Source organism: Deltaproteobacteria bacterium (assembly GCA_016930875.1).
Classification (GTDB): Bacteria; Desulfobacterota; Desulfobacteria; order Desulfobacterales.
In genome coordinates, this window is the sequence record JAFGFW010000132.1 from 1 (window position 1) to 22,855 (window position 22,855).

The 22,855-nt window shown below is 49.0% G+C and carries 26 protein-coding genes; 14 read left to right on the top strand and 12 right to left on the bottom strand.

The window, feature by feature from the left end:
- Positions 1-71: 71 nt before the first annotated feature.
- From JW883_11665 to JW883_11680, 4 genes are all read right to left on the bottom strand, one after another.
- Entirely contained in the window at positions 72-428 is a 357-nt protein-coding gene (locus JW883_11665; GenBank protein MBN1842923.1) for a class II fructose-bisphosphate aldolase, read from the bottom strand.
- Between the two features lie 455 nt (positions 429-883).
- A complete protein-coding gene (gene nagZ, locus JW883_11670) occupies positions 884-1,900 on the bottom strand; it encodes a beta-N-acetylhexosaminidase (GenBank protein ID MBN1842924.1) in 1,017 nt (338 codons plus the stop codon).
- A 29-nt stretch (positions 1,901-1,929) separates the two neighbouring features.
- Positions 1,930-2,187, bottom strand: coding sequence for a hypothetical protein (locus JW883_11675; protein ID MBN1842925.1), 258 nt, complete (start codon positions 2,185-2,187; stop codon positions 1,930-1,932).
- Positions 2,188-2,329: 142 nt separating this feature from the next.
- The gene (locus JW883_11680; protein ID MBN1842926.1) at positions 2,330-2,599 is read right to left on the bottom strand and encodes a hypothetical protein; all 270 of its coding nucleotides are present in this window, start codon (positions 2,597-2,599) and stop codon (positions 2,330-2,332) included.
- A gap of 203 nt (positions 2,600-2,802) precedes the next feature.
- On the opposite strand from JW883_11680, the gene JW883_11685 reads away from it, so the two are divergent.
- Positions 2,803-4,002, top strand: a complete 1,200-nt coding sequence (locus JW883_11685) for a mechanosensitive ion channel family protein (protein MBN1842927.1) — start codon at positions 2,803-2,805, stop codon at positions 4,000-4,002.
- 82 nt (positions 4,003-4,084) lie between these two features.
- Entirely contained in the window at positions 4,085-4,765 is a 681-nt protein-coding gene (locus JW883_11690; GenBank protein ID MBN1842928.1) for a protein-L-isoaspartate(D-aspartate) O-methyltransferase, read from the top strand.
- An 88-nt stretch (positions 4,766-4,853) separates the two neighbouring features.
- Here the strand turns inward: JW883_11690 and rho are convergent, their stop codons facing one another.
- Positions 4,854-5,957 (bottom strand): transcription termination factor Rho, encoded by a 1,104-nt coding sequence (rho, locus tag JW883_11695; GenBank protein MBN1842929.1) that lies wholly within the window; start codon positions 5,955-5,957, stop codon positions 4,854-4,856.
- Positions 5,958-6,445: 488 nt separating this feature from the next.
- On the opposite strand from rho, the gene JW883_11700 reads away from it, so the two are divergent.
- The 4 genes from JW883_11700 to JW883_11715 all read left to right on the top strand — a co-directional run bounded on the left by JW883_11700 (position 6,446) and on the right by JW883_11715 (position 9,473).
- The gene (locus JW883_11700) at positions 6,446-6,856 is read left to right on the top strand and encodes a membrane protein insertion efficiency factor YidD (protein ID MBN1842930.1); all 411 of its coding nucleotides are present in this window, start codon (positions 6,446-6,448) and stop codon (positions 6,854-6,856) included.
- Positions 6,857-7,145: 289 nt separating this feature from the next.
- Entirely contained in the window at positions 7,146-7,565 is a 420-nt protein-coding gene (locus JW883_11705) for a hypothetical protein (GenBank protein ID MBN1842931.1), read from the top strand.
- Positions 7,566-7,585: 20 nt separating this feature from the next.
- Positions 7,586-7,897, top strand: a complete 312-nt coding sequence (gene flgM / locus JW883_11710; GenBank protein MBN1842932.1) for a flagellar biosynthesis anti-sigma factor FlgM — start codon at positions 7,586-7,588, stop codon at positions 7,895-7,897.
- Between the two features lie 325 nt (positions 7,898-8,222).
- Positions 8,223-9,473 (top strand): (Fe-S)-binding protein, encoded by a 1,251-nt coding sequence (locus JW883_11715; protein MBN1842933.1) that lies wholly within the window; start codon positions 8,223-8,225, stop codon positions 9,471-9,473.
- A 26-nt stretch (positions 9,474-9,499) separates the two neighbouring features.
- On the opposite strand, the gene JW883_11720 is transcribed toward JW883_11715, so the two are convergent.
- Both JW883_11720 and JW883_11725 read right to left on the bottom strand, forming a co-directional pair.
- Positions 9,500-9,835 carry an HNH nuclease family protein gene (locus JW883_11720; GenBank protein MBN1842934.1) on the bottom strand — a complete coding sequence of 112 codons (336 nt, stop codon included), beginning with the start codon at positions 9,833-9,835 and terminating at the stop codon, positions 9,500-9,502.
- A 25-nt stretch (positions 9,836-9,860) separates the two neighbouring features.
- Positions 9,861-10,697 (bottom strand): hypothetical protein, encoded by an 837-nt coding sequence (locus JW883_11725; protein MBN1842935.1) that lies wholly within the window; start codon positions 10,695-10,697, stop codon positions 9,861-9,863.
- Between the two features lie 152 nt (positions 10,698-10,849).
- Here JW883_11725 and JW883_11730 point away from each other — a divergent pair, with 152 nt between their 5' ends.
- A complete protein-coding gene (locus tag JW883_11730) occupies positions 10,850-12,088 on the top strand; it encodes an MltA domain-containing protein (protein MBN1842936.1) in 1,239 nt (412 codons plus the stop codon).
- Between the two features lie 25 nt (positions 12,089-12,113).
- Here JW883_11730 and JW883_11735 read toward each other — a convergent pair whose 3' ends face one another.
- Positions 12,114-12,404 (bottom strand): hypothetical protein, encoded by a 291-nt coding sequence (locus JW883_11735; protein ID MBN1842937.1) that lies wholly within the window; start codon positions 12,402-12,404, stop codon positions 12,114-12,116.
- Between the two features lie 376 nt (positions 12,405-12,780).
- Here JW883_11735 and JW883_11740 point away from each other — a divergent pair, with 376 nt between their 5' ends.
- Complete coding sequence (locus tag JW883_11740) at positions 12,781-13,821, top strand: GGDEF domain-containing protein (GenBank protein MBN1842938.1); 1,041 nt, start codon at positions 12,781-12,783, stop codon at positions 13,819-13,821.
- A gap of 29 nt (positions 13,822-13,850) precedes the next feature.
- On the opposite strand, the gene JW883_11745 is transcribed toward JW883_11740, so the two are convergent.
- From JW883_11745 to JW883_11760, 4 genes are all read right to left on the bottom strand, one after another.
- Positions 13,851-14,585: a ubiquinone/menaquinone biosynthesis methyltransferase gene (locus JW883_11745; protein MBN1842939.1), complete on the bottom strand. Its 735-nt coding sequence runs from the start codon at positions 14,583-14,585 to the stop codon at positions 13,851-13,853.
- Positions 14,586-14,654: 69 nt separating this feature from the next.
- Positions 14,655-15,419 (bottom strand): MBL fold metallo-hydrolase, encoded by a 765-nt coding sequence (locus tag JW883_11750; GenBank protein ID MBN1842940.1) that lies wholly within the window; start codon positions 15,417-15,419, stop codon positions 14,655-14,657.
- A 313-nt stretch (positions 15,420-15,732) separates the two neighbouring features.
- The gene (locus JW883_11755) at positions 15,733-16,365 is read right to left on the bottom strand and encodes a DUF3786 domain-containing protein (protein ID MBN1842941.1); all 633 of its coding nucleotides are present in this window, start codon (positions 16,363-16,365) and stop codon (positions 15,733-15,735) included.
- Entirely contained in the window at positions 16,349-17,278 is a 930-nt protein-coding gene (locus JW883_11760; GenBank protein ID MBN1842942.1) for a TIGR01777 family oxidoreductase, read from the bottom strand. Before JW883_11760 ends, JW883_11755 begins: the two co-directional genes overlap by 17 nt.
- A 160-nt stretch (positions 17,279-17,438) precedes the next feature.
- Here JW883_11760 and JW883_11765 point away from each other — a divergent pair, with 160 nt between their 5' ends.
- The 6 genes from JW883_11765 to JW883_11790 all read left to right on the top strand — a co-directional run bounded on the left by JW883_11765 (position 17,439) and on the right by JW883_11790 (position 22,458).
- Positions 17,439-17,837: a VanZ family protein gene (locus tag JW883_11765; GenBank protein MBN1842943.1), complete on the top strand. Its 399-nt coding sequence runs from the start codon at positions 17,439-17,441 to the stop codon at positions 17,835-17,837.
- A 33-nt stretch (positions 17,838-17,870) separates the two neighbouring features.
- Positions 17,871-18,377 carry a hypothetical protein gene (locus JW883_11770; protein ID MBN1842944.1) on the top strand — a complete coding sequence of 169 codons (507 nt, stop codon included), beginning with the start codon at positions 17,871-17,873 and terminating at the stop codon, positions 18,375-18,377.
- Between the two features lie 388 nt (positions 18,378-18,765).
- On the top strand, positions 18,766-19,335 hold the full coding sequence (locus tag JW883_11775) for a hypothetical protein (GenBank protein MBN1842945.1): 570 nt from the start codon (positions 18,766-18,768) through the stop codon (positions 19,333-19,335).
- A gap of 86 nt (positions 19,336-19,421) precedes the next feature.
- On the top strand, positions 19,422-19,865 hold the full coding sequence (locus JW883_11780) for a prepilin-type N-terminal cleavage/methylation domain-containing protein (protein MBN1842946.1): 444 nt from the start codon (positions 19,422-19,424) through the stop codon (positions 19,863-19,865).
- An 11-nt stretch (positions 19,866-19,876) separates the two neighbouring features.
- Positions 19,877-22,084 (top strand): HD domain-containing protein, encoded by a 2,208-nt coding sequence (locus tag JW883_11785; GenBank protein MBN1842947.1) that lies wholly within the window; start codon positions 19,877-19,879, stop codon positions 22,082-22,084.
- Positions 22,081-22,458, top strand: a complete 378-nt coding sequence (locus JW883_11790) for a hypothetical protein (GenBank protein MBN1842948.1) — start codon at positions 22,081-22,083, stop codon at positions 22,456-22,458. Before JW883_11785 ends, JW883_11790 begins: the two co-directional genes overlap by 4 nt.
- Positions 22,459-22,855: the final 397 nt, after the last annotated feature.

The window sequence follows — 22,855 nt, forward strand, 5'->3', positions numbered from 1 at the left end:
CCGAGACGTACTTTTCGTACGTCGCAGGCGCAAAACCCGCGGAGAACGCCGCTCAGAGGGAAAAGGGCCATTTATGGATGGAAACTAACTAATGATCGATGTTGCTGACACATACCGTCAATACTGATCCGCGCTACCGAGCACATTCTTGTTCTTCTCAATAATACGGGGATATCGTAGCCTTGCTCCCTTGCCATCTCAACAGCTCCTTTTCCCATGTTGGGCAGGAGAGTAGCGTTGGCGTAATCGCGGGCGCCCTTGGAGACCTGAAGGATTACCGGGGATTTGGATCGGCCACAGCCGTTAATAATCGCCTGAATCTGCTCGAGGTTGTTAAAGTTGTAGGCTGGCACGGCATATCCGCCCTCCATGGCCTTCTTGAACATTTCACGGATGTTGACAAAGCCAAGTTCTTTGAAGCTAACCATGACGCCCTTCCTTTGGGTTTCCTGACTGTGAATAGAAAAAATGTGACAGTTCCCTCAGACAGCAGGAATCGTGCCACAACGCCGCACGCACATAATTTCCCATCATTGCCAATGGTTACACCTCATTTGTTTAAATGCCTTGGGATATGACCGAAAATGAATTTGATTCGGGCTCTACGCGGATGTCAAACCCTTGACTCTTTGTCAAGAGTCTCCCGCCACATCTAAGGGTTCGCGAAGAAATAAATTTACATTTTCAGGAGTCGAGGCGCACGCATGGCAAGACGCGAGGAGGGCGAATAATAGCAAGCTATTTGACCGACGAGCAACGCAGCCAGGCGGGATGGACCTGCCTGCCGGCAGGCAGGTCGGCGCATCAAAATGTGAAGTTATTCTTGCGCGAGCCCTAAGGATGCGGTGAACTCGTTGTGTGATATTGTGGGAAAAGGAACCATCTATGATGGGTATTTTCCCTTTAGATTCAGAATACGTTGCACAGATGCAAGTGTCTTTCTCTTCACATCCTCTGACTGTTGTATGGCCTTCAACAGCGCCCCATAGGCTGCCTCGGCCTTAACTTGATCATGACATATCAGTGCCATATCAATTTCAGCATCAGAGATCCTTTCCACGAACGTATTCACATCAAAGTGTTTGTCGATAGCCCCCATGTCAAGGTCGTCGGTTATGACAATCCCTTTAAAGCCCATGGTCTCCCGCAATAACTCCTTTGCAATGACCGATGAAAGACTTGCAGGCCATTCCGAGTCAAGGTCGCTATAGACCACGTGTGATAACATCACGGCCTCCACGTTGCATCCGATGGCAGCCCTGAATGGGACCAGATCGCTCGAATCAAGAATAGCGCGTTCTGTGTCAAGAATGGGAAGATCCAGGTGAGAATCGATCGTAGTGCGACCTATGCCAGGAAAATGCTTGGCAGTTGCCGCGACCCCGTTCTCCTGCATGCTTTCAATAACAGTCGTGCCAAGCTCTGCCACCAACTCCGGGCTATCTCCGAACACCCGTTCCGCCATAACAGGAGAGTCGAGATCCTCTGGCACCACGTCGAGTACTGGCGCAAAATTCATGGTGATTCCGACTCCCTTGAGTTCCCTTGCCGTTGTTGTGCCAAACTCCCTGGCAGCTTCCCCTGACCGGGCCTTCCCAATTGCCCGGTTTCCCGGAAAAACCGTAAAGGGGGGGCCTAGCCGAGCTACCGGGCCACCTTCCTGATCAATGGCAATCACAAGTGGCGGGTTGCCGGTTTCTGTTGCGAAGGCCTGCACTGACTGACAAAGGCTACTCAGATGGGAAGGATCAGACACGTTGCGCTTGAACAAGACGAGCCCTCCGACACGAATTTCGTTGATCATGGATCGCAACTCATCACCCAGGACCGTGCCCTTAAAACCAACCATAAGGCGCTGGCCGGCCAACTGCTCATCAGTCAGGACATCTACGTCGAACATGGTTATCTCCTATGAAAAGAAAAAGCCTCCTAGGCCATGGAGCGTACATCCTGATATTTACTAAGCGTACAGTGAACTGCTGCCACCCGTTGAAACTCGTCAATCTTGCTGCACCCCTTGACATAAGGGCAGACAACCCCGCTCGTAAACAACTCACAGTGCAAACAAGGGCTCTTATTAAGAATATCCAAATTCGGCTCAGCCCTCTGTTTCATGGTGGACCTCACCACGTTCGGATCTCGTTCCGGGCTTCGCCTACCCCATATGACAAACAACTTGTCTTTCATCGAGTTTCACTATCCGGAAATCACACTAAACTGCTTTCTAACGCATTTTCCGTTTTGTTATCACAATTTGGTCTATTTGGGAAAGCTTTGTCTCGTGCATTCGTAAGCGGGGGCGAGAGCTGAGTAGATTTGTTGGATAGTCCTAAAAATTGGCTTTTCTTCGATCTCGTAAAACACGTCGATCATTTTCTGAGGAAAGACTAACAATGACGCCTTCCCTTACACTTCTTCGACGATCCTGCTTGTTCTTCCTTCTGTCCTTGCGGACCGCACTTTTACCGGCAGGAAGAGCAACTTGTTCTTCTGGTGGGTTGTTCTTGACGGCTGATGTGCCACCAACAATTATGTCCACATCTACAAAATCCACCCTATAAACCTCCTTATCCGATACTTCTCTTATCGGTACTGTCATGAAATCCTTTAGAGTTTGTTTCAAGACAGTTATCTGTAGGTCATTCCCACAGGGCTTATACATTCACGGTGGCGTCACCGGCAGAAGTTCTTGCTTCCTCCCGCGTTGTCCTATAAAAAGACGAAAGTCAATTAAACCAAAGTACGTATATTGCATTTTCCGACCAGAAAGAGCTTTGATGAAAGTGATCAAGGAGACGCCCCATGCCTTTTCTTAAAATCAATGTCCTCGGAAATACGATACAGGCCTATCTCATTTCGATGGCCATACTCATTGCCGCCGTACTATTTTCCGTAGCAGCCAATCGCTTTTTGAAAAAACACATTCATAATTGGACAAAGAAAACCAAAACCGATCTGGATGACCTCATTATGGAACGTGTCTTTTCTCCTTTAGTCTATTTCATCCTCATCTTCGGCCTTGCCATGGCAAAAAGCCATTTGAAACTTGCCGAAAGCATCTCATCCTGGTTCGACAAGATCTTGTTCGTTCTCGGCCTGGTCCTCTTTTTCGTCATTTTGAGCCGTTTCATCCAAGGACTCATCGAATTAGTAGCCAGTGGATACATCAAACGTATCAGGCAAAAGAGTCTGGTCAACCTGGAAGACCATATAAGAAATGCCGATCGCGTAAAAAAGCAAGTAAGGGAGATTTCCAAGATGATCCTCGGGCTCCTTGCCATTCTGACAGTACTCTCCAACCTTGGCGTGGACCTCAAGGCCATCTGGGCCTCCCTGGGAATCGGCGGGATTGCCTTGGTCGTAGCCGTTCAAGAACCGCTGCGAAATCTTGTGGGGCGAATCTATATATTCAGCACGGGAATATTTGATGAAGGCCATTTCATCGTATTTAACAACTGGGCCGGCACGGTCAAACGGATCGCCACGTTCAGGACGTATGTGGAGCTTTTCTCGGATATGACTACGGTATCCATTCCCAACTCAGATTTTGTAAAGGGTGTGGTCAAGACATACTACGGCCGAACCAAATTCATGTATAAATGGGATCTGGATGTGCCCTATGACATTACACCCCAGAGAATTCAGGAACTGGTTGTCAGGCTGAGGGAACTCATCACGAACAAGTCAGAGGTCAATCAGGACATGTGCTGGATTTACCTTGAACGCCTGGACCGTTACTCCAAAGTCGTGCGGGTCTGGTTTCAGGTAAATCTTCCTACTTGGGCCGAATCCCTGTTTTACGGCAATAAGGTTCTCCACGATATTCAGCTTGTCTTTGAATCCATGCATATCCCCTTTGCCTTCCCCACCCAAACACTCCTCTTGAATCGAGATAATCCGCTTGAAGGCGGGGAAAATCAAGATCCGGTCCCCGCGGTGTTGCCCGAATCAGATGAGGACGGCGCGGACCCTACATCCCCTTTGCAGGTCTCGACATCTTGAAGGAGACTGAGGAAAGAGGCTGAAAATGGCAAACACGAAGAAGAAACTGATATATCTGCTTATCTGCATGATGGTCCCTTTTATGTTTGGTGTCACATGCAGGGCAGAAAACCCCTTTTTTCAAAGCTTTGAAAAACGACGTGAGCGCATGGTAAGAACTCAAATTGAAGCAAGGGGAATTACTAACAAGAGAGTCTTGAAGGCATTAAGAAAGGTTGAAAGGCACAAATTCGTTCCTAAGGAATATCAATGGCAAGCATATGGAGATTACCCATTGCCAATCGGGGAGGGACAAACCATATCCCAGCCCTATATCGTTGCTCTCATGACGGACGTTTTGGATTTGGACAGCACTAAAAAAGCGCTTGAAATTGGCACAGGTTCCGGTTATCAGGCAGCAATATTGGCAGAAATATGCGAAAGCGTATGTACGATCGAACTAATTGGCGTGCTTGGGAAAAAGGCAGAAAAACTGTTGGCTGATTTGGGGTACGAAAATATTAACCTCAAAATTGGTGACGGATACCAAGGATGGAAAGAACATAGCCCCTTTGATGCCATCCTCGTGACATGTGCTCCTTCACACATTCCACAACCGCTTCAAGACCAGTTGGCAGAAGGTGGCAAAATGGTCATTCCTGTTGGAAAAAAATTCACGCAGGAATTGGTGCTCCTGACCAAGCAAAAAGGGAAAATAAAGAAAAAAGACATCATTCCTGTGAGATTTGTTCCGATGATGGGAAAAGATGGGAAGGCATACTAGAAAAAATATAGGGGACTATTTCACACCTAAAGTTTATTCCTTATGTTTGCTGATTGAAGATGTCCCCAGTCGGCTGTCAGAATCCGAACTACTTTGCCAAGGGGATACTTTGAAGAAATTCCTCGTTGGTGGGGTATGACTCAAGGGCATTGAGCAGCGAGGTCATCGCGTCTTTGGGTTTGCGGTCTACAAGGCCCCGTCGAATGGTGGCAAGGCGCTTAATATCGTCAGGGTCATACAATCTTTCCTCCTTTCGGGTCCCGCTGGCAGCCACGTTGATGGCCGGAAAAATCCTTGCTTCGGCAAGCCCGCGATCGAGAACGATTTCGCTGTTGCCGGTGCCCTTGAATTCTTCGAAGATAAGCTGATCCATGCGTGACCCAGTGTCGATTAGGGCTGTGGCGATGATAGTGACGGATCCGCCGTCTTCAATGTTGCGCGCAAGCCCGAAGAAGCGGCGAGGAATCTCCAAGGCCCCTGCATCCAAACCTCCGGACAGTGTTCGACCTCTGCCTCTGCCATTAAGGTTGAAAACCCTGCCCATGCGCGTCAGACTGTCAACAAGCACCACTATATCGTGGCCACACTCAAGCTCGGTGCGGACATGAGCAAGCATCAGTTCCGCCAATCTCACGTGTTCCTCGATGCTGCGATCGCTGGAACTGGCGATGACTTCTGCGTCTACGGCGCGACGGAAGTAAGTGACTTCTTCGGGCCGCTCATCAATGAGTAGTACGAGAATGCGCGTTTGAGGATCACCGGCGTGGATGGCCCTGGCAATTTGCTCCAGCAGAGTGGTTTTTCCGGCCTTGGGAGGTGAGACAATCAAGCCCCGGGTGCCCTTGCCGATGGGCGCCACGAGATCAACGACGCGCATACTCATCTCACCTGTGGCGGCAAGTTGGAACCTCTCGCATGGATCGATGGCAATGAGGTGGGTGTAAAGGGTTCGTCTTTTGAACTGTTCCGAGCTGAGGCCGCAGACCGATTCAACGATGGCCAATTGCGGAGCCTTTTTATCCTTCCTCACTGAACCTGTGACACTGGCGCCTTGGACGAGATTGTTTTCCCTCACGAGCCTGGCCGATACCACAATTTCATTGGAACCGGGGCCAAAGGGCCGCAACAGGTCACACAGTACACCACCACGGTTTTTCGTTAGTTTCAGTACGCCGCTAGCTCTGTCCGGCATAAAAACGTATCTCCTCGCAAATGACAAAGGTCCAGCACAACCTCGCACATGGACTTTCCATAAATTTCAGACAATTGAATGCTTGTTAGGGTAAGTTCTCAATAAGTTGGGATGTGCCCCCTCGCCCTGCTCTCTCCCCCACAGGCGGAGAGCATTTGGATGAGGGGGATCACGCGAATCTCAGATTTTTTTGATAAGTTACTTGGTGGGTAGATAGTTACATCAGACGGCTGGATTTGTCAAATCCTTGGGCAGATTTCTGATTATGCAATGAGAGTCGACACGCCATTTCGGGCTCTATTGGTTGTTGATCAGGCCGTTCAGTGCTATGGGTGAGAAGGAATGGCTGCGCATCATGATGCGGCAGACAGACGGATTAAGTGATCAGGAAATATCTCAGTGTTTTACTGTGAAGGGCGAGCATCTCTTTTTCAAAAGGAACGTGTCCTGATCGTAGGTCAGAAGAAATGATGTTGGAAGTGGGACTGATGAAGAAGGTTAGGTTTATTCTCACTGTTTTCTTTTTGATGTTTGCCACAGCGGTCATGGCCCAGGATGATCCCATAAAGGGCCCGTGGCAAGCCCCAGGGCTAAACGCTGCACGCCACGAGGGGCAAAAAGACGCATCGAATCCAGGGAGTTCGCTGGTCAGATTCTATAGGAAGTATCTTTCGCCCGTTGCCGGGGGGCGGTGCCCCATGTATCCTTCTTGCTCTCAGTACAGCATTGAATGTTTCAGTAAACATGGTTTGCTCATGGGCTGGATCATGACGTGGGATCGTCTTTACCGGTGTGGCAGAGACGAGTTAGGACGGTCTCCATGGGTTTTTGTGAACGGGCGGCAAAAGTGCTATGATCCAGTAAAAAACAATGATTTCTGGTGGTGTGATGGGAAATAACGGCTCAAAGGGAAGGAGAAATCCCCTGCAGTGAGATTTAGGCTTCCAACCCATGATATATCGGCATCATTTTAGGCTCGCAAACTGGGCTTTGGTCACCGTTGAAGCGACCGTGTTTTTGAGAAGCTAGCTGTTACGGTATTTCCATTATTTCAAATTGTTATACAAAGTTGCCTCAATCAAACGTGTCCCGCCCGGTAAAAATGTCAAGAGCCTGGCATATTCTTCCTGCCCCTTTTTCCTAAAGTTTCCTTGCCATGATCCGATAGATTTACTGGGAGAACTGGTTATGCATGTCAGCAACTATCAGGTTCATAATGTCTTAAGAGCATACGGCAGACAGCTCAGCCTGAGCAGGCGTGGGGCACGGAACAAGAATGTAGTGGCTCCGAATCCGGCTGATAGCATTACAATTTCCACTGAAGCAAGGCGAACGGCTGTAGTTGAGAAAATAACAGCGGATATCGTTGAACGCGTTGTGCGTTCCGGCCCCCATAACGCCATGGAACAGCAGGTGTTGAAAGAATTGGAAAATGAGTATGGGGACAACCTCGCACTAGATGAAGATAACGGCGCTGAGCTTGTTTTCAAGGTTATTGACAGAGAAAAAGGGGAGGAGATCAGGACCCTTTCAATTGAAGATTCCAAAGTTCTCAGGAACCGTCTTGAAGAAATTACCAAAAGAAAAGTTGATGCCAATATGTTTTGACAATAGGGAGGTGCTGATTCATGAAGATTTCAGGTAGTGACGAAATAGTCAAATATATCAATGAAACTGCCGGCGCTCGGGCCCAGGGACCTAGTGAGAGAGCCCCTACACGAGCCGATGTTCCCACGGAGCCCAAAGAAGGCGCCATCGTCAATCTTTCGCAGACGTCAAAAGAGGTTCAGATGGCCCAGAGAGCCATGGAATCTGAACCTGATGTTCGTTTAGAAAAAGTTCAGGCCATCAAGGATAGGATTGAAAACGGAACCTATGAGATCGATTACGAAAAAACAGCGGAAAAAATGCTGAAGGCCTATTTTGACGAAATCATCTAAGTTCTTGTATCTGTCTTGGATAATACGCCTTTGAAGCTAATGATCAAACAGGCTTGTCATAAATGAAGTAACCCCTTTGATATCAAAAAACTCTTTGCGCGAGCTTTATAACAAAGATCAATAACACCACGACGAAGATCTTCCTCACGGTCCTGCTCCGCCATAATATGCGAGCCTAATCGCAAGTCCTGCTGTTAGCAGGACCGAGCCATCTCATCGAATAATATTCTTGCCTAAACATCCATCCTTGTGAAATCATGCAGATCTATTCACAATCATGAACAGCGACAGCCATCTGAATAAGTGCAAACGGTGCGGCCGTTGCATGAGCGTATGCCCTGTGTATCAGACCACCTTTAGAGAGGCTGACGTGGCACGGGGAAGATTGGCGCTCCTTGAGTCTGTGGAAGACGGCGCCATGGGGTGGTCCGAGCGTCTGAGAGAAATCCTTTCGCGTTGTCTTCTGTGCGGGGCCTGCGCCCAGGTTTGTGCTAATAACGTTCAGATCACCCGCCTTTTCCAGCAGGGTCGCCGAGATCTCTTCTTGGCCGGAAAGAGCAGTAGGTCCGACAATCCTCTGATCAAAAGCATCAGGCGAAGAGATTTGCCGGGAGAAGTTGTCTGCAAAGGCGGCGCCCTTTTTCAGGCCCTGTTTTGCAAGAGAATTCCTGAAAGCAGCGGGCTCCATCTCAGATTTCCACTTTCGTTTTTTACTCAAAGGACCACGGCGCCTGCTATTTGCTGGACTCCTTTTATCAAGAGCGCTCAGCCCGAGCCAGCATCTCCGATGGATGGTCCTCGGGTTGGATTCTTTGTTGGATGTGGCGCCAACTATCTCTTTCCCGAGGCGGCCAGGGTCCTTGTGCGAATCCTGCGCCACATGGGAGCCACGGTCGTTATACCAGAGGACCAGGTCTGCTGCGGACTGCCTGCTTATGTTTCGGGTGACACAAAAACCGCTCAAGCCTTGGCCAAGAAGAACATAGAGGTATTTGGGCTTCTGGAGCTTGACGCCGTGCTGACAGTGTGCGCTTCCTGCGGGTCCCACTTAAGAGACCTTCCGGTCCTCTTTGACGATGATCCTCTCTGGCAGGATGCTGCCAGTGGTCTGGCCGAAAAACACCGGGATGCTATGGCCTTCTTGGTGGAGAGCCTTGATTTTGACACATACCTAAAGGACCAATCGTTTGATCATGCCTTGCAGGGCGGTCCGTTGCTTCGCGTGGCCTACCACGATCCGTGCCATCTGAGGATAGGGCAAGGGATCACAGAGGCCCCCAGAAGAATTCTTGAGGCTTTGCCCAATGTGGAACTTGTAGAAGCTCCCCATGCCGGCCAATGTTGTGGACATGGAGGAGATTTTAACCTGTCGCACTTTGATCTTTCTGTCAAAATCCTTGATCGGCGAATGGAAGACTTTCAGAAGGTGGAGCCCGATGCCATTGTCACGGGTTGCACAGGCTGCCTGCTCCAATTTGTTGAGGGTGTAAGCCGGAAAGGGCTGGCCGGAAAGGTCCAGGTCTGTCATCCCCTGGTCTTGGCAGACAGGGCCATGGTTTCTTGCAGGGCAACGTGAACGGTCGTTACATACTACAAAATTCCCTATTTCTCATCACTGAAATAATCACCCAGTAGTCCCCTGCTGTGTTCATCCTCGTGGCAGTAAATACACAGATTTTCCCAGTTGGAACCATCGGGCGGATTATTCATGTGATTTCCATCCTTGTGGTGCACAGTGAGGAGATGCCTGTCCTTGTAATCAAACTCTCTCGCACATTTGGCACAGATAAGCCCGTGAATCTTTAGCGAGCGTTCTCTGTAATTACTGGATGGGGAACTTATTTTTTTTAGCTCCCTAACAACATCAGCAACAGACCTATTGCTGTCTGCTTTTTTTGCCCCTGGCCTTCTGTACCCAGCGTAAGTTCTTCTGCGCATTTTCATAGCCTCTCTAGTCATAGGGTTAGAGAAACGAGAGAATAGATCTCACTGCTTGTCCCTTTGCCATGGGTAGAGAGAGGAAGTGATCGCCATCCAAAGGGTGAAAGAGGGTTTGCGGACATAGTCGCAAAATGTCATTCTGATAGTTTGCTCTGGCGCCAGCGTCATAGATCTCCAAAACCGTATCTTTACGAGCGTAAAGGCACAAGACCGACGTCTTTTCCAGATGCAATTCTTTCAGGGGGTTCAGAGTGAAAAACTCAGAGATAGTCCTAAACAGCCTGGTCCTCCTCCGCTCTAACACCCCAAAATAATCTCTCCCTTTGGCAATTCCAGGAAACAAGAGATCCACATAATGCCCAACTGCGGCCTTCAGTCTCCGAAGGCTTTTTTGAGTGGGGAAAACCTTTCGGTAATACGTCATAAATGAACTGATCACAGCCTGTGGGCCCAAGCTTGAAATGGCATTGATAAGCACAAGCTTTTTTATTGGTTCTTTCAGGCAGTGAGTTGCATAGACCATGGGGATGGCCGAATAACAAGAAGCGATACCAAAGAGAGGCAACTGCTCTTTTTCGGTCAGACGCCACGTACGGCAAAGCATGTGAAGTGTATCCCTCATGGTTGCTCCAAGGGAAAATCTGTCAGAGGAACTCCCGTGGCCGGAGTAATTGAAAGAGACAAGATCATATTCTCCTCTAATTAGCCAACGAAAGGAACTCACTTGCTGAGACAGTTTTCCACCAATAAGCGGTGGCACAAATACGAGGCCTCGGGGGGAACAAGTTCGCACACGAATCCACTCCAGGCTCTGTTTTTCCCCCACTGCATGGTGTCCCTTTTCAAAAAGTGTTTTCATCTGCTACTTGAAAAAAACCGAACCCTGTGTAAAAGTCTTGCGTAACTTTTCAATAACCTGGAGATGCTCATGAATGCAAGCAAAAGACGTCTTAATAATGTTTTTCTGCACAGTCTGAGGATAGCCATAGATTTCCCGTGAAAGGAGTTGCCGTGCGTCAGAATTTGTTTCGGATCCTCTTGGCTTTGCTATTGCTTCTGCCAGCATGCGTTCCAAGGGTCAAGCCGCCAGTCACAGTCGCCCGAGCCCTGGTGAAGCTCCGGCCCCATGAGTTTCCCGGTTTCACTGACGATATGTCCCATGACTCGCTCGAAATTGCAATTGATCAAAGCCTTGACTATCTGAAACGTCTTGATCCTTCAACACGCTTTCGTTTTGGGCCAGACACATACACTGCCTCTCACCTGGTGAAATCCTTAAGAGCCCTTCACAAACTGGCTCAAAATCCCCTCTCTGATAACGACCTCAAGAAAGCTATTGAAAGCTTTTTTTTCGTCTACAAATCTGTTGGACGCGACGGGCGGGGCGAGGTGTTGTTTACAGGATACTATGAGCCCACGCTTCAGGCCAGCCTCCAACCCTCCCCTGATTATCCGTATCCTATCTACAGAAAGCCTGACGATTGGGTGAGCATCAACATGGGACTTTTTGATCTCAAATACAAAAATGAACGCATCATAGGCAGACATGTCAATCAAACCGTCATGCCCTATTTTTCAAGACAAGATATTGACTCCAAGGGGCGCCTTCAGAAGAAAGGATATGAACTCCTTTGGGTCTCAGATCAAGTTGCCCTTTTTTTTCTTCACATCCAGGGGGCCGGACAGGTAACGCTGGAAGACGGCACTTTGTTGCATGTCAATTATGATTGCAACAATGGACGCCCTTACCGGAGTATCGGCAGATTGCTCATCGACGAAGGGGTGATCTCTAAAGAGGAAATGTCAATGCAACGCATATGTTCTTACCTTAGAGATCACCCCGAAGAGATCGAACATGTCTTTAATCACAACGAAAGATATGTGTTTTTCAGGCTGGTTGAGCATGGCCCGCTAGGGGCCATTGAGGCGCTACTGACTCCCGGCCGTTCTATTGCCACTGACCTGCGCCTCTTCCCACGGGCTGCACCGGCCTTCATTGAAACAGAGAAACCTCTGCTGGGCGAAGATGGCAGGATCGTGTCCTGGGAAACATTCGGCAGGTTTGTCTTCAATCAAGATACGGGTGGAGCAATCAGAGGACCGGGGCGGGTAGATCTCTTTTTGGGCAATGGCCCGCATGCCCGGGTTGCAGCAGGTCACATGAAACAGAATGGAACACTCTATTTTCTTGTACTCAAAGGCATCGAGGAAAAATTGGAGTTACCAGTGAAAACTCACTCCCAATCTTAGGCTTTCGTAAACGACTTCGGACAGATCACCAAAACCTGAGGCGTAGTTCCCCTCCCTGTCCTTTTTCACCAGTTGACTCGCAGCTATCGGTTTCAACATCCAGATTCTTTGAGGCACTAGACAAGCCATTGCCAACATGAAGCCCCCAGCCACTGGCATCAGCAGATTTGTCGTGCGGCTTCATTGCCCTGATTTCTTCAAGATAGGATTGCACATCCAAGGTCTTTGATTTATCTTGAGCATCCTGTGCAGAAACTGGCAGCGGAGAAATGGCGAATAGAAGGACCATTACTATGTGAGATAGAACTCTTCTCATGGTTGTTTCCTGGGGTGTCATTTTCCTTCAAAGAATATAGATCACGATGAAATCGTTGTCAACAGACCAAGGGCTGGGTCAAAAATCTGACACAAAGCCGATTGCCAAGTCCGTTCTGCCGGCACTTACACACTCAGAGTGCCGAAAGGCCAAGCTATAATTCTGTGAAATTATGGCTAATATTTATAGTGATTCTGCCGCGACATTAAGGCACGATTCCTGCTAGGAGAAATGTAGGGGTAGTCTCCCTGCCATGATACAGTCTGTGTCATCGTGGAAATGCCATTTCGTACGAATCGACTCTGCCAGGCAGCGTGCCGATACTATGCCGAATATCGCAAGGGATCCTGGGGCGACAGAGTAAGGGGGTTTATTGATGCCAGATCTTGACCATGACCTAAGAACGACCACTGAAATTGCAAAAAAAGTCCTTCCCAAAATGACAGAGTGCAAGGTCCCTTTGATTCCGGAAAATTATCACGTGTGGTTTGAATATTTCATCGGCAGCAATGAAAGACTAAAAGCCGATATGGACAGCATAATAGCATCCGGCAATTCCTTTGTCCCTGAAATCAATGAAGGCCTCTATGACAAGTATTTTGGAAAAACGAAAACTGAAAAATTGATGAAACAGGTCCATAAGGAAACGCAAAAAATCCTCAAGAATATTCTCAACGACATTCTCGTCGCTAACACCTTTTCCTCAGATTACGGAAACAAACTGGAACAATACTCCCGCCAATTGACCGATGCCAGGCATCTGTCTGAAGTACAACATATCATTGGAAATCTGATAAAGGAGACGAGCAAAATGGCCGAGTCAAGTCGTGGTTTGCAAAAACGGCTTGAGAAGGCAAGCTCGCAAGCTGAAAGCTTGAGGCAAGAGCTCGAAAAGTCGGAAAGAGAGGCAAGGATCGACGCCCTTACTGGCCTGCACAACCGCAAGGCCTTTGATGACAAGCTAACGGAGCTTTATGACAAATATACAAAAGATGGCGTCCCTTTCTCAGTCATAATGTTGGATATTGATTTCTTCAAAAGCTTTAATGACAAATATGGTCATAAGATCGGTGATGAGGCCTTGGAGATTGTAGGCTCCTTATTGCGTGAGTACCTGAAGGGCATGGATTTTCCGGCGCGATACGGAGGCGAAGAGTTTATTGTTCTCCTTCCAACGACTTCACTTGAAAATGCATGTGTTGTGGCAGAACAGATAAGAAAACTCATATCACAGAAAAACCTAAAATTTGTTAGGACCGGAAAACGCCTGGGCAACATCAGTGTGAGTCTGGGAGTGGCAGAAATAACAGCAGGAGACACCACTGACTCCTTAGTAGAAAGGGCAGACAAGGCGCTTTATCTGGCAAAGGATTCCGGCAGGAATAATGTGAAATCTGAAAGGGATCTGCAGCCGTGATTGGTTAACCGTTTTCCCTCCTAGGGTGTCTACGGCTTCACACCAACGTGCAAATGGGTTATTCCAAGGGTGAGCCGGTATTTTTCCACTTGTTTCAACCCGGCTTTTTCCATTAATCCGGCCAGGGCGTCAGGGGCGGGAAAATTCATGATCGAGTCTCCCAGATAGTAATAGGCGCTCGGGTTGGGGGAAAAGGCGGCCAGGCGAGGCAACATCCGGTTCAGATAGACACGATAAGCCTTTTGAAAGGGCCTGTTCCCAGGAAGCGTCATCTCCAGCACCATTACCTGGCCGCCAGGTACAATTACGCGAAGCATCTCCTCAAGCGCAGCGATTTTGTCGGGGATATTCCGGAGGCCAAAGGAGATTGCGGCAACGTCAAAAGAGCTTTCAGCAAAGGGAAGGTCCAGTGCATCGGCACGCATCATCTGCACCCTGTCTGCCAGACGCCACTTGCGTATTTTTGTGCGGGCACGATCCATCATCTCCTTGACAAAATCGAGCCCTATTATTCTTGTGCCAAGGTATCCGCGGGCCACATCGATAGCCAGGTCGGCCGTGCCCGTGGCCACATCTAACATCCTGTAAGTCTCAAAAAAGCGCATTTTCCCCACTGCAAAACGACGCCAGGCAATATCCCGTCTAAGACTCAGGAAATGATTCAAGAAATCGTACTTCTGCGTAATGGTGGCAAAGATCTCTTTGACCATCTCAATACGCTCCAAGTCCGTCACTTCAGTAACACGGGGGTATTTATCCCTCATCCGTTTTTCCATTTGCACAACGTGTTTCTCAAGCGGCGAAGCCGCGTCATATGAAATCGTGCAACGATTTCATAACTGGATCTCCATCATGTCCTCAGCCAGGACAAGCGGGCCTTCGTACGTTCTCCGGCACTGGGCAAAGATATCCGCTGTTTCGCATTCAGGGTAAAAATGGGTGAGGACGAGCTTTTTTACACCGGCCCGGGTGGCAACCTCACCGGCCAGAGACGGCGTAAGATGGCCCGGCACCTTCATCTCATCCGGAAGAGCAGACTCACAAATCAACACATCGGCTTCCTCGGCCAGGATTGCAAGGTTTTCACATACATCAGTATCACCCGAGTAGACAACAGAAGCGCCGTTTGGCGCGGTAATACGGTAGGCCAGGCTTTGTTCCGTGTGATTCATTGGAAGGCTGTCTACATCGAACACGCCGCAATCGAGGTGATCACGGTCATTGTTGTCAAGCTCAGCAAGGTTCATGATACCTGGCGCCAGTTCAATCCACCGGCCGTAGGCTAGTTTCAACTTTTCATAAAAGTCCACAAATCCCTTGGCAGCCACAATGGTAAAGGGTTTGCGTCTTCTGTAGCTTTCCGGGTATTTTGTGGCAAACAAGAAGGGCACCAGTTCACCGGAATGATCCGGATGAAGGTGGCTGTAAAAGACGTAGGAAATCTCATTAATGGTGATGCCGACCTCAAGAAGCCGCCGCATGGTGCCTGCGCCCGAATCAAAGAGCAGCAAGGTTGTGTCTACTTCAATCAATACCGAGCAACTGCTCCGCTTTAAAGACGGAACACATGTTCCTGAGCCGAGTATAGTAATCTTCATTTTCAACTCCCTTTAAACCCAACTCCTCAAAAAGTCCGGGCTGTGCGGTTGCATCAGGGTAGGTCCTCAATAACCTAGGGCGAGGGGGCCTTTTTTCAAAGGCGATATCTTTGTCATTATTTCGGACTCTCGCAGTGGCCGGATATTGTGATTGCCCCAAATGCCCTTATGAGCTTGGCACAGGCTTGGCCAATCACAAAATATCCGGCCACGCTTCATGCGCATGGTTGATATCGCCTTTGAAAAAAGGCCCCCTCGCCCGGAGTAGCACCCGGCGTTCTTGAGATGTTACGCGTCAAGCGCCCCTTCAACCTTACGCCAAATCCCTGGCCAGGGCGATTACCTTGTACACTACCGCGCCGGCCAGGTAAGCAATATCCTCGGTGGGAAGGTAGGAACTCACCGATGTATCAAAATAGATATTGCCTTCAGGCGGAAACTCTTCGTCTCCCTCCCAGAGAGAAAGGACAACCGGCACACGGGGCAGGACAAAAACCTTTAAGGCCTTGTCTCCAGGTGAACTCACTATGTGGCCGATCCGCCCGGACACCCTTTCCAGGACATCTGGTGTTTTCCCGAAGAATTCTCTCAGGGGTATGATGGCGCGTTTCATAAAGGACGGGTAATAAAAGGAACCAGACGGGACTTCGCGAAACGTAACCCATCTGTCTTGAACAGATGCGCCGGTAGCCGTGATCAGATAGTGCAGAATAAGCACCTGATCCCGTATCTTTAGCGGATCGGCATTTTCATCTAAGGATATTGTCTCGCCGCACACAGTAAAATCATATGTGTGCCCCAGATATGGGACGGACGCTCGTTTTTTGTCAGCCGAGACTTTTTCAAGTGAAAGCCCAGCTTTCGTGCAGCACACATCTATGTCAAGTCGCGCCAGAGCGTCGAGGGCCAATGCCCGTGCTGCCTCATAATCATCTTGTGTTGGCACCTATCGGTTCCTTTTTCCCACCAGCGCCCACAATCTCTTCAAGGGCCTCAATGATGTCAGAATAACAAAAATCGAAGCCTTGCCTGGCCAGTTTTGCCGGGATGGCCTTCTGGCCCTCAAGAAGCATAGATCCGAATTCTCCAAGTACGAGTCGCAGCGTGAATGCAGGCGTCTTCAGAAAGGACGGCCTCGACAGGACCGTTCCCAAAGACTCGGCCAAATCCTTGTTGCGTACAGGATTCGGTGAGCAAAAGTTAACCGGGCCGTGGATATCCTCGTTGTCAAGAACAAACAAAAATGCGTTCAAAAGGTCTTCCATGTGAATCCAGGCAAACCACTGGTTGCCGCTTCCAAGCGGACCTCCCACAAATTTCTTAAATGCAGGGATCATTTGTCCAAGTGCGCCCCCGGTTTTCCCCAGGACAACACCTAATCGGGAAATAACCACTCGAACATCCTTGCCGGCCGCCTTTGTTGCTTCAGCTTCCCAATCCACACAGAGCCTGGCCAGAAAATCATCTCCGGGCCGGTCTTCCTCTGTCACCTCCTCGTCGCCATGGAAACCGTAGTATCCAACTGCTGATGCGCTGCAAAGGACGGTTTCCCTTCCTTCGGACAAGGCCTCCACCACGTTTCGTGTGGTCAGAACCCGCGTATCATAGATGAGCTTTTTGCTCTTATCGTTCCATCGCCTAAATACCGAAGCGCCGGCCAGATTGATCACGGCGTCCTGACGGGCCACCTCCTCTTGCCAGGAGCCTTTGACCGTGGTATCCGCAGGCACATACTTGACTTTCCGGGGCATATGCTGCGGCGAGCGGCCCACAACCGTGATCTGGTGCCCCATTTGCAGAAATCGGATGGACAGTTGTGTGCCCACAAACCCGAGACCGCCTGTGATAAGGACCCTCATGGCTACCTCCTGCCATTGTATTTTTTCTATCTTTGCGCTAAATTTACATTTCGTCAAGACAGGTGTGGTATATTTTATAATTGATACTGTTAAAAGACGCCGTTTCCCCGGCAAAGTCGAGTCACATGAAATCGCGAACGCTTCTGGCAATGGGAAGATCATGACAAAGACGCCAATTCGTCATTTTTTCTATTACTGGTTTCCTGTGCTCTTTTACTGCCTCATTATTTTCGTCCAATCTTCATATCCCGCCCCGAAAAAAACTCCGGACCTGCCTTGCATGGACAAACTTCTTCATTTTGCCGGCTATGCTTTGCTGGGAATACTGTTTTTGAGGGGTTTTCGGAGTTCAACGTTTAAGAACAACAATGGGCTAATAACCGTGGCAAGCATCTTTTTGACTGGAATCTACGGGGCAAGCGATGAGTTGCATCAGTATTTTGTCCCGTACAGATTTGGTGATATGTGGGATATTCTCGCTGACTTTTTGGGTGGACTTTTCGGTGTCTATATCTATCAACTACTTCTGGATAAGTATCCTAGGCTCGGTCGCATTTGAGTAAGGACTGAGAACCTTTGAAAGGAAGGCCTCATGAACCTGGAACTTATTGAAAACATGGACGCCCCTGAGCTTCGCAAATATATAGAATTTCTTCTCTGGCACTACCGGGTGATGGATGCGTTCTGGTTCATCTATGTGGCTGAGCGTTTTGACCAGGCTACTACGGAACGTGTCAATGAAAAAGTCTGGGGGCGGGTGGCCGGCATGGCCGCCAAGGACCTGGTGCCCCGCTTTCAGATCCAGGAAAAGGGCTTGAAGGGGTTTGTGAGCGCCCTCAGATACTTTCCCTGGTGCATCCTCGTGGGATACGAGATCCGGGAAGAGCCGAATGAGGTAATTATCTCCGTCCCGTCCTGCCCTACTCAGGAGGCCCGGCTCAGACGCGGCCTGGGCGAGTTTGCGTGCAAAGAAATGCACCGGGGGGAGTTCGAGAGCTTTGCCCGGGAGGTGGACGACCGTATAAAGGTGGAATGCCTGTTTGCCCCGCCAGACCCCCATCCTGATGACATGTTTTGCAAGTGGCGATTTTGCATTTGAACTACCGTAACCCTTCACAGGTTCAGGGTAACGAATATCCAATACCGAACATTCAACGGCTATTTCTGTTTCTTTTCAGCCCTTCGACTCCGCTCAGGGCCGTGAGCCTGTCGAACGGCCGTTTTGATACTCGTAACGAAAATCTTAATTAATGCTTCTCTTTCCTCTTTTCCCATTCAACATTCGATGTTGGACGTTCGATGTTCGATGTTCATCTTTTTCAGCAAACCTTCCACAGTCCATCCGGTGCAAAAATAACTTAGCGTTAAGGCCTCTCCCTCGGAATCATATCGGCATAAATTTTGCGTGAGAAAGGTAAAGGCATTTGGTCCAAGAAATCCGCAAGAGCCTTCTTTGACGAGTGCAACACCCATAGGAGGGAGTTAAAATGGGACAAAGGTACAAAAGAAGAAAGTATTTCATTCATTCTTCCAGTCAGCTCAAATATATTACCTTCAGTGTCATACCTGCGCTGCTGATGAGCCTTTATTGTACGTATTCTCTTGTTGAGAGTGGGAAGTTGGTGCTTCGGGCGGCAAAGGAAAAACCCATTGTGCCAGTTTACTCCATAAAACAAACGATACTTGCTTTACAAAAAGAAGGCTATACCAAGGATACAGCAACAAAGGCGACAAGAATGAAAAGTGAAGTAGAATCTTTGACGAAAACGCTAGAGAAAATGTATTCAGATACTCTCACGGAATGGGACAAGACTAAACGGACCATTTTCGTCGTTCTGTTCTGCGTTCTTGTTCTTGTAGGATTTCTGTCGCTTGTATTTTCTCACAGAATTGCCGGACCTCTTTTCAGAATAAGAAGATGTGTAGATATGCTTGTTGAAGGTAAAAATATGCCGCCAATTCGGCTACGCAAGCGCGATGAATTTAAGGACCTGGCTGCCTCTTTAGAGAGACTAAGAATCGTTCTTAAGGATAAGGGGTTGTTGGAATCTGAGTAGAAATATTGAAAGACTCTCTGATTCATATCCGGCCACACACGGGTGTCTACCCACGACGGTTTTGTCCCGGCAACAGGGGCCGAAATATCTTTTGTCGCGGCTTCACACTTGTAGAAATACTCATTGGAATCGCTATCGTAGCCACCCTGGCAGGCATCGCCGTTCCTATGGGATCAAGCTACATCGACAAGGCCAGAAACGCACGGGCCATTGCAGAAATTCGTTTGATGGAAAAGGATATCAAAACCTATGAGATTGAAAACGAAACGCTTCCCAACAGCCTGAGCGATGTAGGACAGGGAGGTCTCTTAGATCCCTGGGGAAATCCGTACGAGTACCTCAAGGTAGAGGGTGCAAAAACAGGCAAGCTGCGGAAGGACCGGTTCTTGGTTCCTGTAAATTCGGACTTTGACCTTTATAGTAGAGGTAAGGATGGTGAGACGAAGGAACCTTTCAACGCGCCAAATGCCGGGGATGATGTCGTCCGCGCCAATGACGGGGGATATGTAGGGCTGGCTTCAGAGTTCTAACAGGGTTTACAATGATGAAACTTGACACTGCATTTCTTGGAAGCAAGGTGGGGCGGCGAATCTTTGTGCTCTTTGTTTGCTGCGCCCTTCTTCCGATCGGAGCCCTGGCCATTCTGTCTTTCACTCATGTGACAAGACAGCTCAACGAACAAAGCCAAAGGCGCCTCCAACAGGCCACCAAGGCTGTGGGCATGGGCATTTACGAACGTCTCATATTCCTTAAGACCGAAATGAGTATAGTTGCATCCAAGCTTGACCCAGGCGTGCCAGGCGCTATGCAAAGCTCGGTCGAAGCCTTTGATCAGCCAACTGAAAAGCGCTTCAAGGCGATCATGCTTGTCACTGAGCAAGGCACTCCAATATCTCTTCATGGCGCTATTGAAAACCCGCCGTTGCCAACCCGGGAAGAACTGGAACAGATAAATGCCGGCAAGACGGTTATATCGATCCAGAAGCGTTCAGACTTGCCGTTACGCATATTTATGATGAGGAGCTTAAAGCCGCAGGATCCGAAGGCGGCATTTTTCATGGGAGAAATCGACACCGGTTACCTGTTCGGTTTACTTAATGCAGGCACGTTGCCACCCATGACCGAGCTTTGCGTTCTGGATCAATCAAGAAACGTGCTCGCCAGCTCCCTCCCAGCGCACGCGCCCTTTGCGGTTGCGGTGGGCGCCAGAATTGATGGTTCTGCGTCACGCCGGTTTGAGTGGGAACAGGATGGCAAGGAATATGTGGCAAGCTGGTGGACGATTTTTCTGAAATCCCAATTTGTTGCTCCAAATTGGACCGTGGTGCTGAGCCAATGGAAAGCCGATGTGCTTGCACCCATGGCCAATTTCAAGAAGATGTTTCCCCTTGTGGTCCTCATGTCCCTGTGGGTGGTGCTGCTCCTGAGCGTCATCCAAATTCGAAGGAATCTTGTGCCACTCAAAAAGCTGAAGGAGGGAACCCTTCAGGTCGCCAAGGGGGACTTCGATACCCGGGTAGCGATTACCAGCGCCGATGAATTTCAGGAACTTGCAGGATCCTTTAACACAATGTCCAGACAGTTGGGCAGACAGTTTCAGGCACTGACCACGGTTGCGGAGATTGACAGGGCGATCCTGTCGGCTTTGGATACGGAGAAAATTGTGGAGACGGTGTTGACGCGAATGCGCGATGTCTTTTCCTGTGACGGTGTCAGCGTGAGCCTCATTGATTCCAAGGAAACGAGTATGGCACACACATATGTGGAAGACGACACTGCAAGTAGAAAGCCGGTGGAGACCGCAGAGCTTAGTCCTGATGAGGTACAGAGGCTTAATGACAATCGTGAACATCTAATCATCGAAAGAGACGAGCGCCCTCCTGGCTATCTTGAACATCTGGCCAACAATGGCATGAAGTCATTTCTGGTTTTGCCGATTTTTCTACAAGAAAGACTCTCCGGAATCATCACCCTGGGGTATACGGATTCGCCTCCACGGAGTCCGGATGAGACCATGTCTTTCTCGAGCGAAGTTCATGAGATCTTAGTCCAAGCGAGGCAATTGGCAGATCAGGTGGCTGTAGCCCTGTCAAATGCCCATCTGATAGAGGAATTAGATCAACTCAACTGGGGCACACTTACAGCTCTCGCAAGGGCCGTAGACGCCAAATCGCCCTGGACAGCCGGTCACTCTGAGCGAGTAACAGATATGACTTTGGAAATTGGGACGGCTGTCGGACTCACCCCAAAAGAGCTGGATACTCTGCGTCGGGGAGCACTCCTACACGATGTTGGGAAAATTGGAGTCTCCGCCGCCATCCTCGACAAGCCTGGAAAACTGACTGATGAGGAGTATGAAAACGTCAAAAGGCATCCCTCTATGGGTGCGCGCATTCTGGAACCAATCAGTGCCTATGCGGAAATTATTCCCATCGTGTTGCAGCATCACGAACAGTTTGGTGGCAGAGGTTATCCTCACGGCCTTGCCGGCGAGACCATATGTTTGGGGGCCAGGATTGTTGCCGTGGCAGATGTCTTCGACGCCCTGGTCTCAGACCGTCCGTATCGATCCGGATGGGAGAAAAAACGTGCTATTGAGTTTATCAGGGAGGGCGCAGGCAGCCAGTTCGACCGGAACATCGTGAAGGCGTTCCTGGATGTGATGGGAAAGGAAGAAAAGGCGCGGCAGGCCCAAACAATGTTTGTGAGGTGGCCAGATACGCCCACAATGGTGGAACAACACAGATGAAAGTGAAATGGATCTTAATTGGAATCGTTGTTCTTGTGGCCTCGATTGCATTTATGTATGACAGGCCCACCCTTGTCCCGGATGAGCTGATTGGCGTGTGGGCCACATCAAATCCCAAGTATGCAGATCGGTCCCTGGAATTGTCCAGAGTCACGGTTGTGTTTGGCACGAGCAAAGAAAGTGTGCATGTGTATTTTGTTTCAAACGTGAAAAAGACAGTCCTGGATAGCAACACCCTGTACACGGTCTATTTCCATCGTCTGGAGGGAACAGAAGATGAAGTCTCCTTCTACTATTCGCCGGAAAATGGCGGTGTGATCCAGTTCAAAAACCAAAAGCACATCAAGTGGATCAAGGCAAAAAGCAAGAGTTGAGATGTCAATATAAGGCTTTTTCGTGCTTTGAAAGACTAATTCAGCACAGAGACTTCTAGATCCAAAGTCTTAGGGTTCGCGAAGAAGTAAAAATTCTGGCCCAAAGGACCAGGTTTTCAATGTAAAAATAAAATTGCCTCGTAAATAAGGCCCTCGGGGTCTTCGGGAAGATTTCCACGCATTGCATTTCCCGTAAATCCTCTTGCAAGATCCCAGAGATCCATTTGTTATCAGACCAGTGCAAATTTTCAGAAATCATAATCGAATAGTGTCGATCTCATTGGTTAAAGACTCTGGCCAATTACGCCGATAATGGATATGTGTTATTTGCGGTTGCCAATTTGTCTTAATGCCGAAGCATTCTGGCCTTGCAAAAAATATCTCATTTTCGGACAGA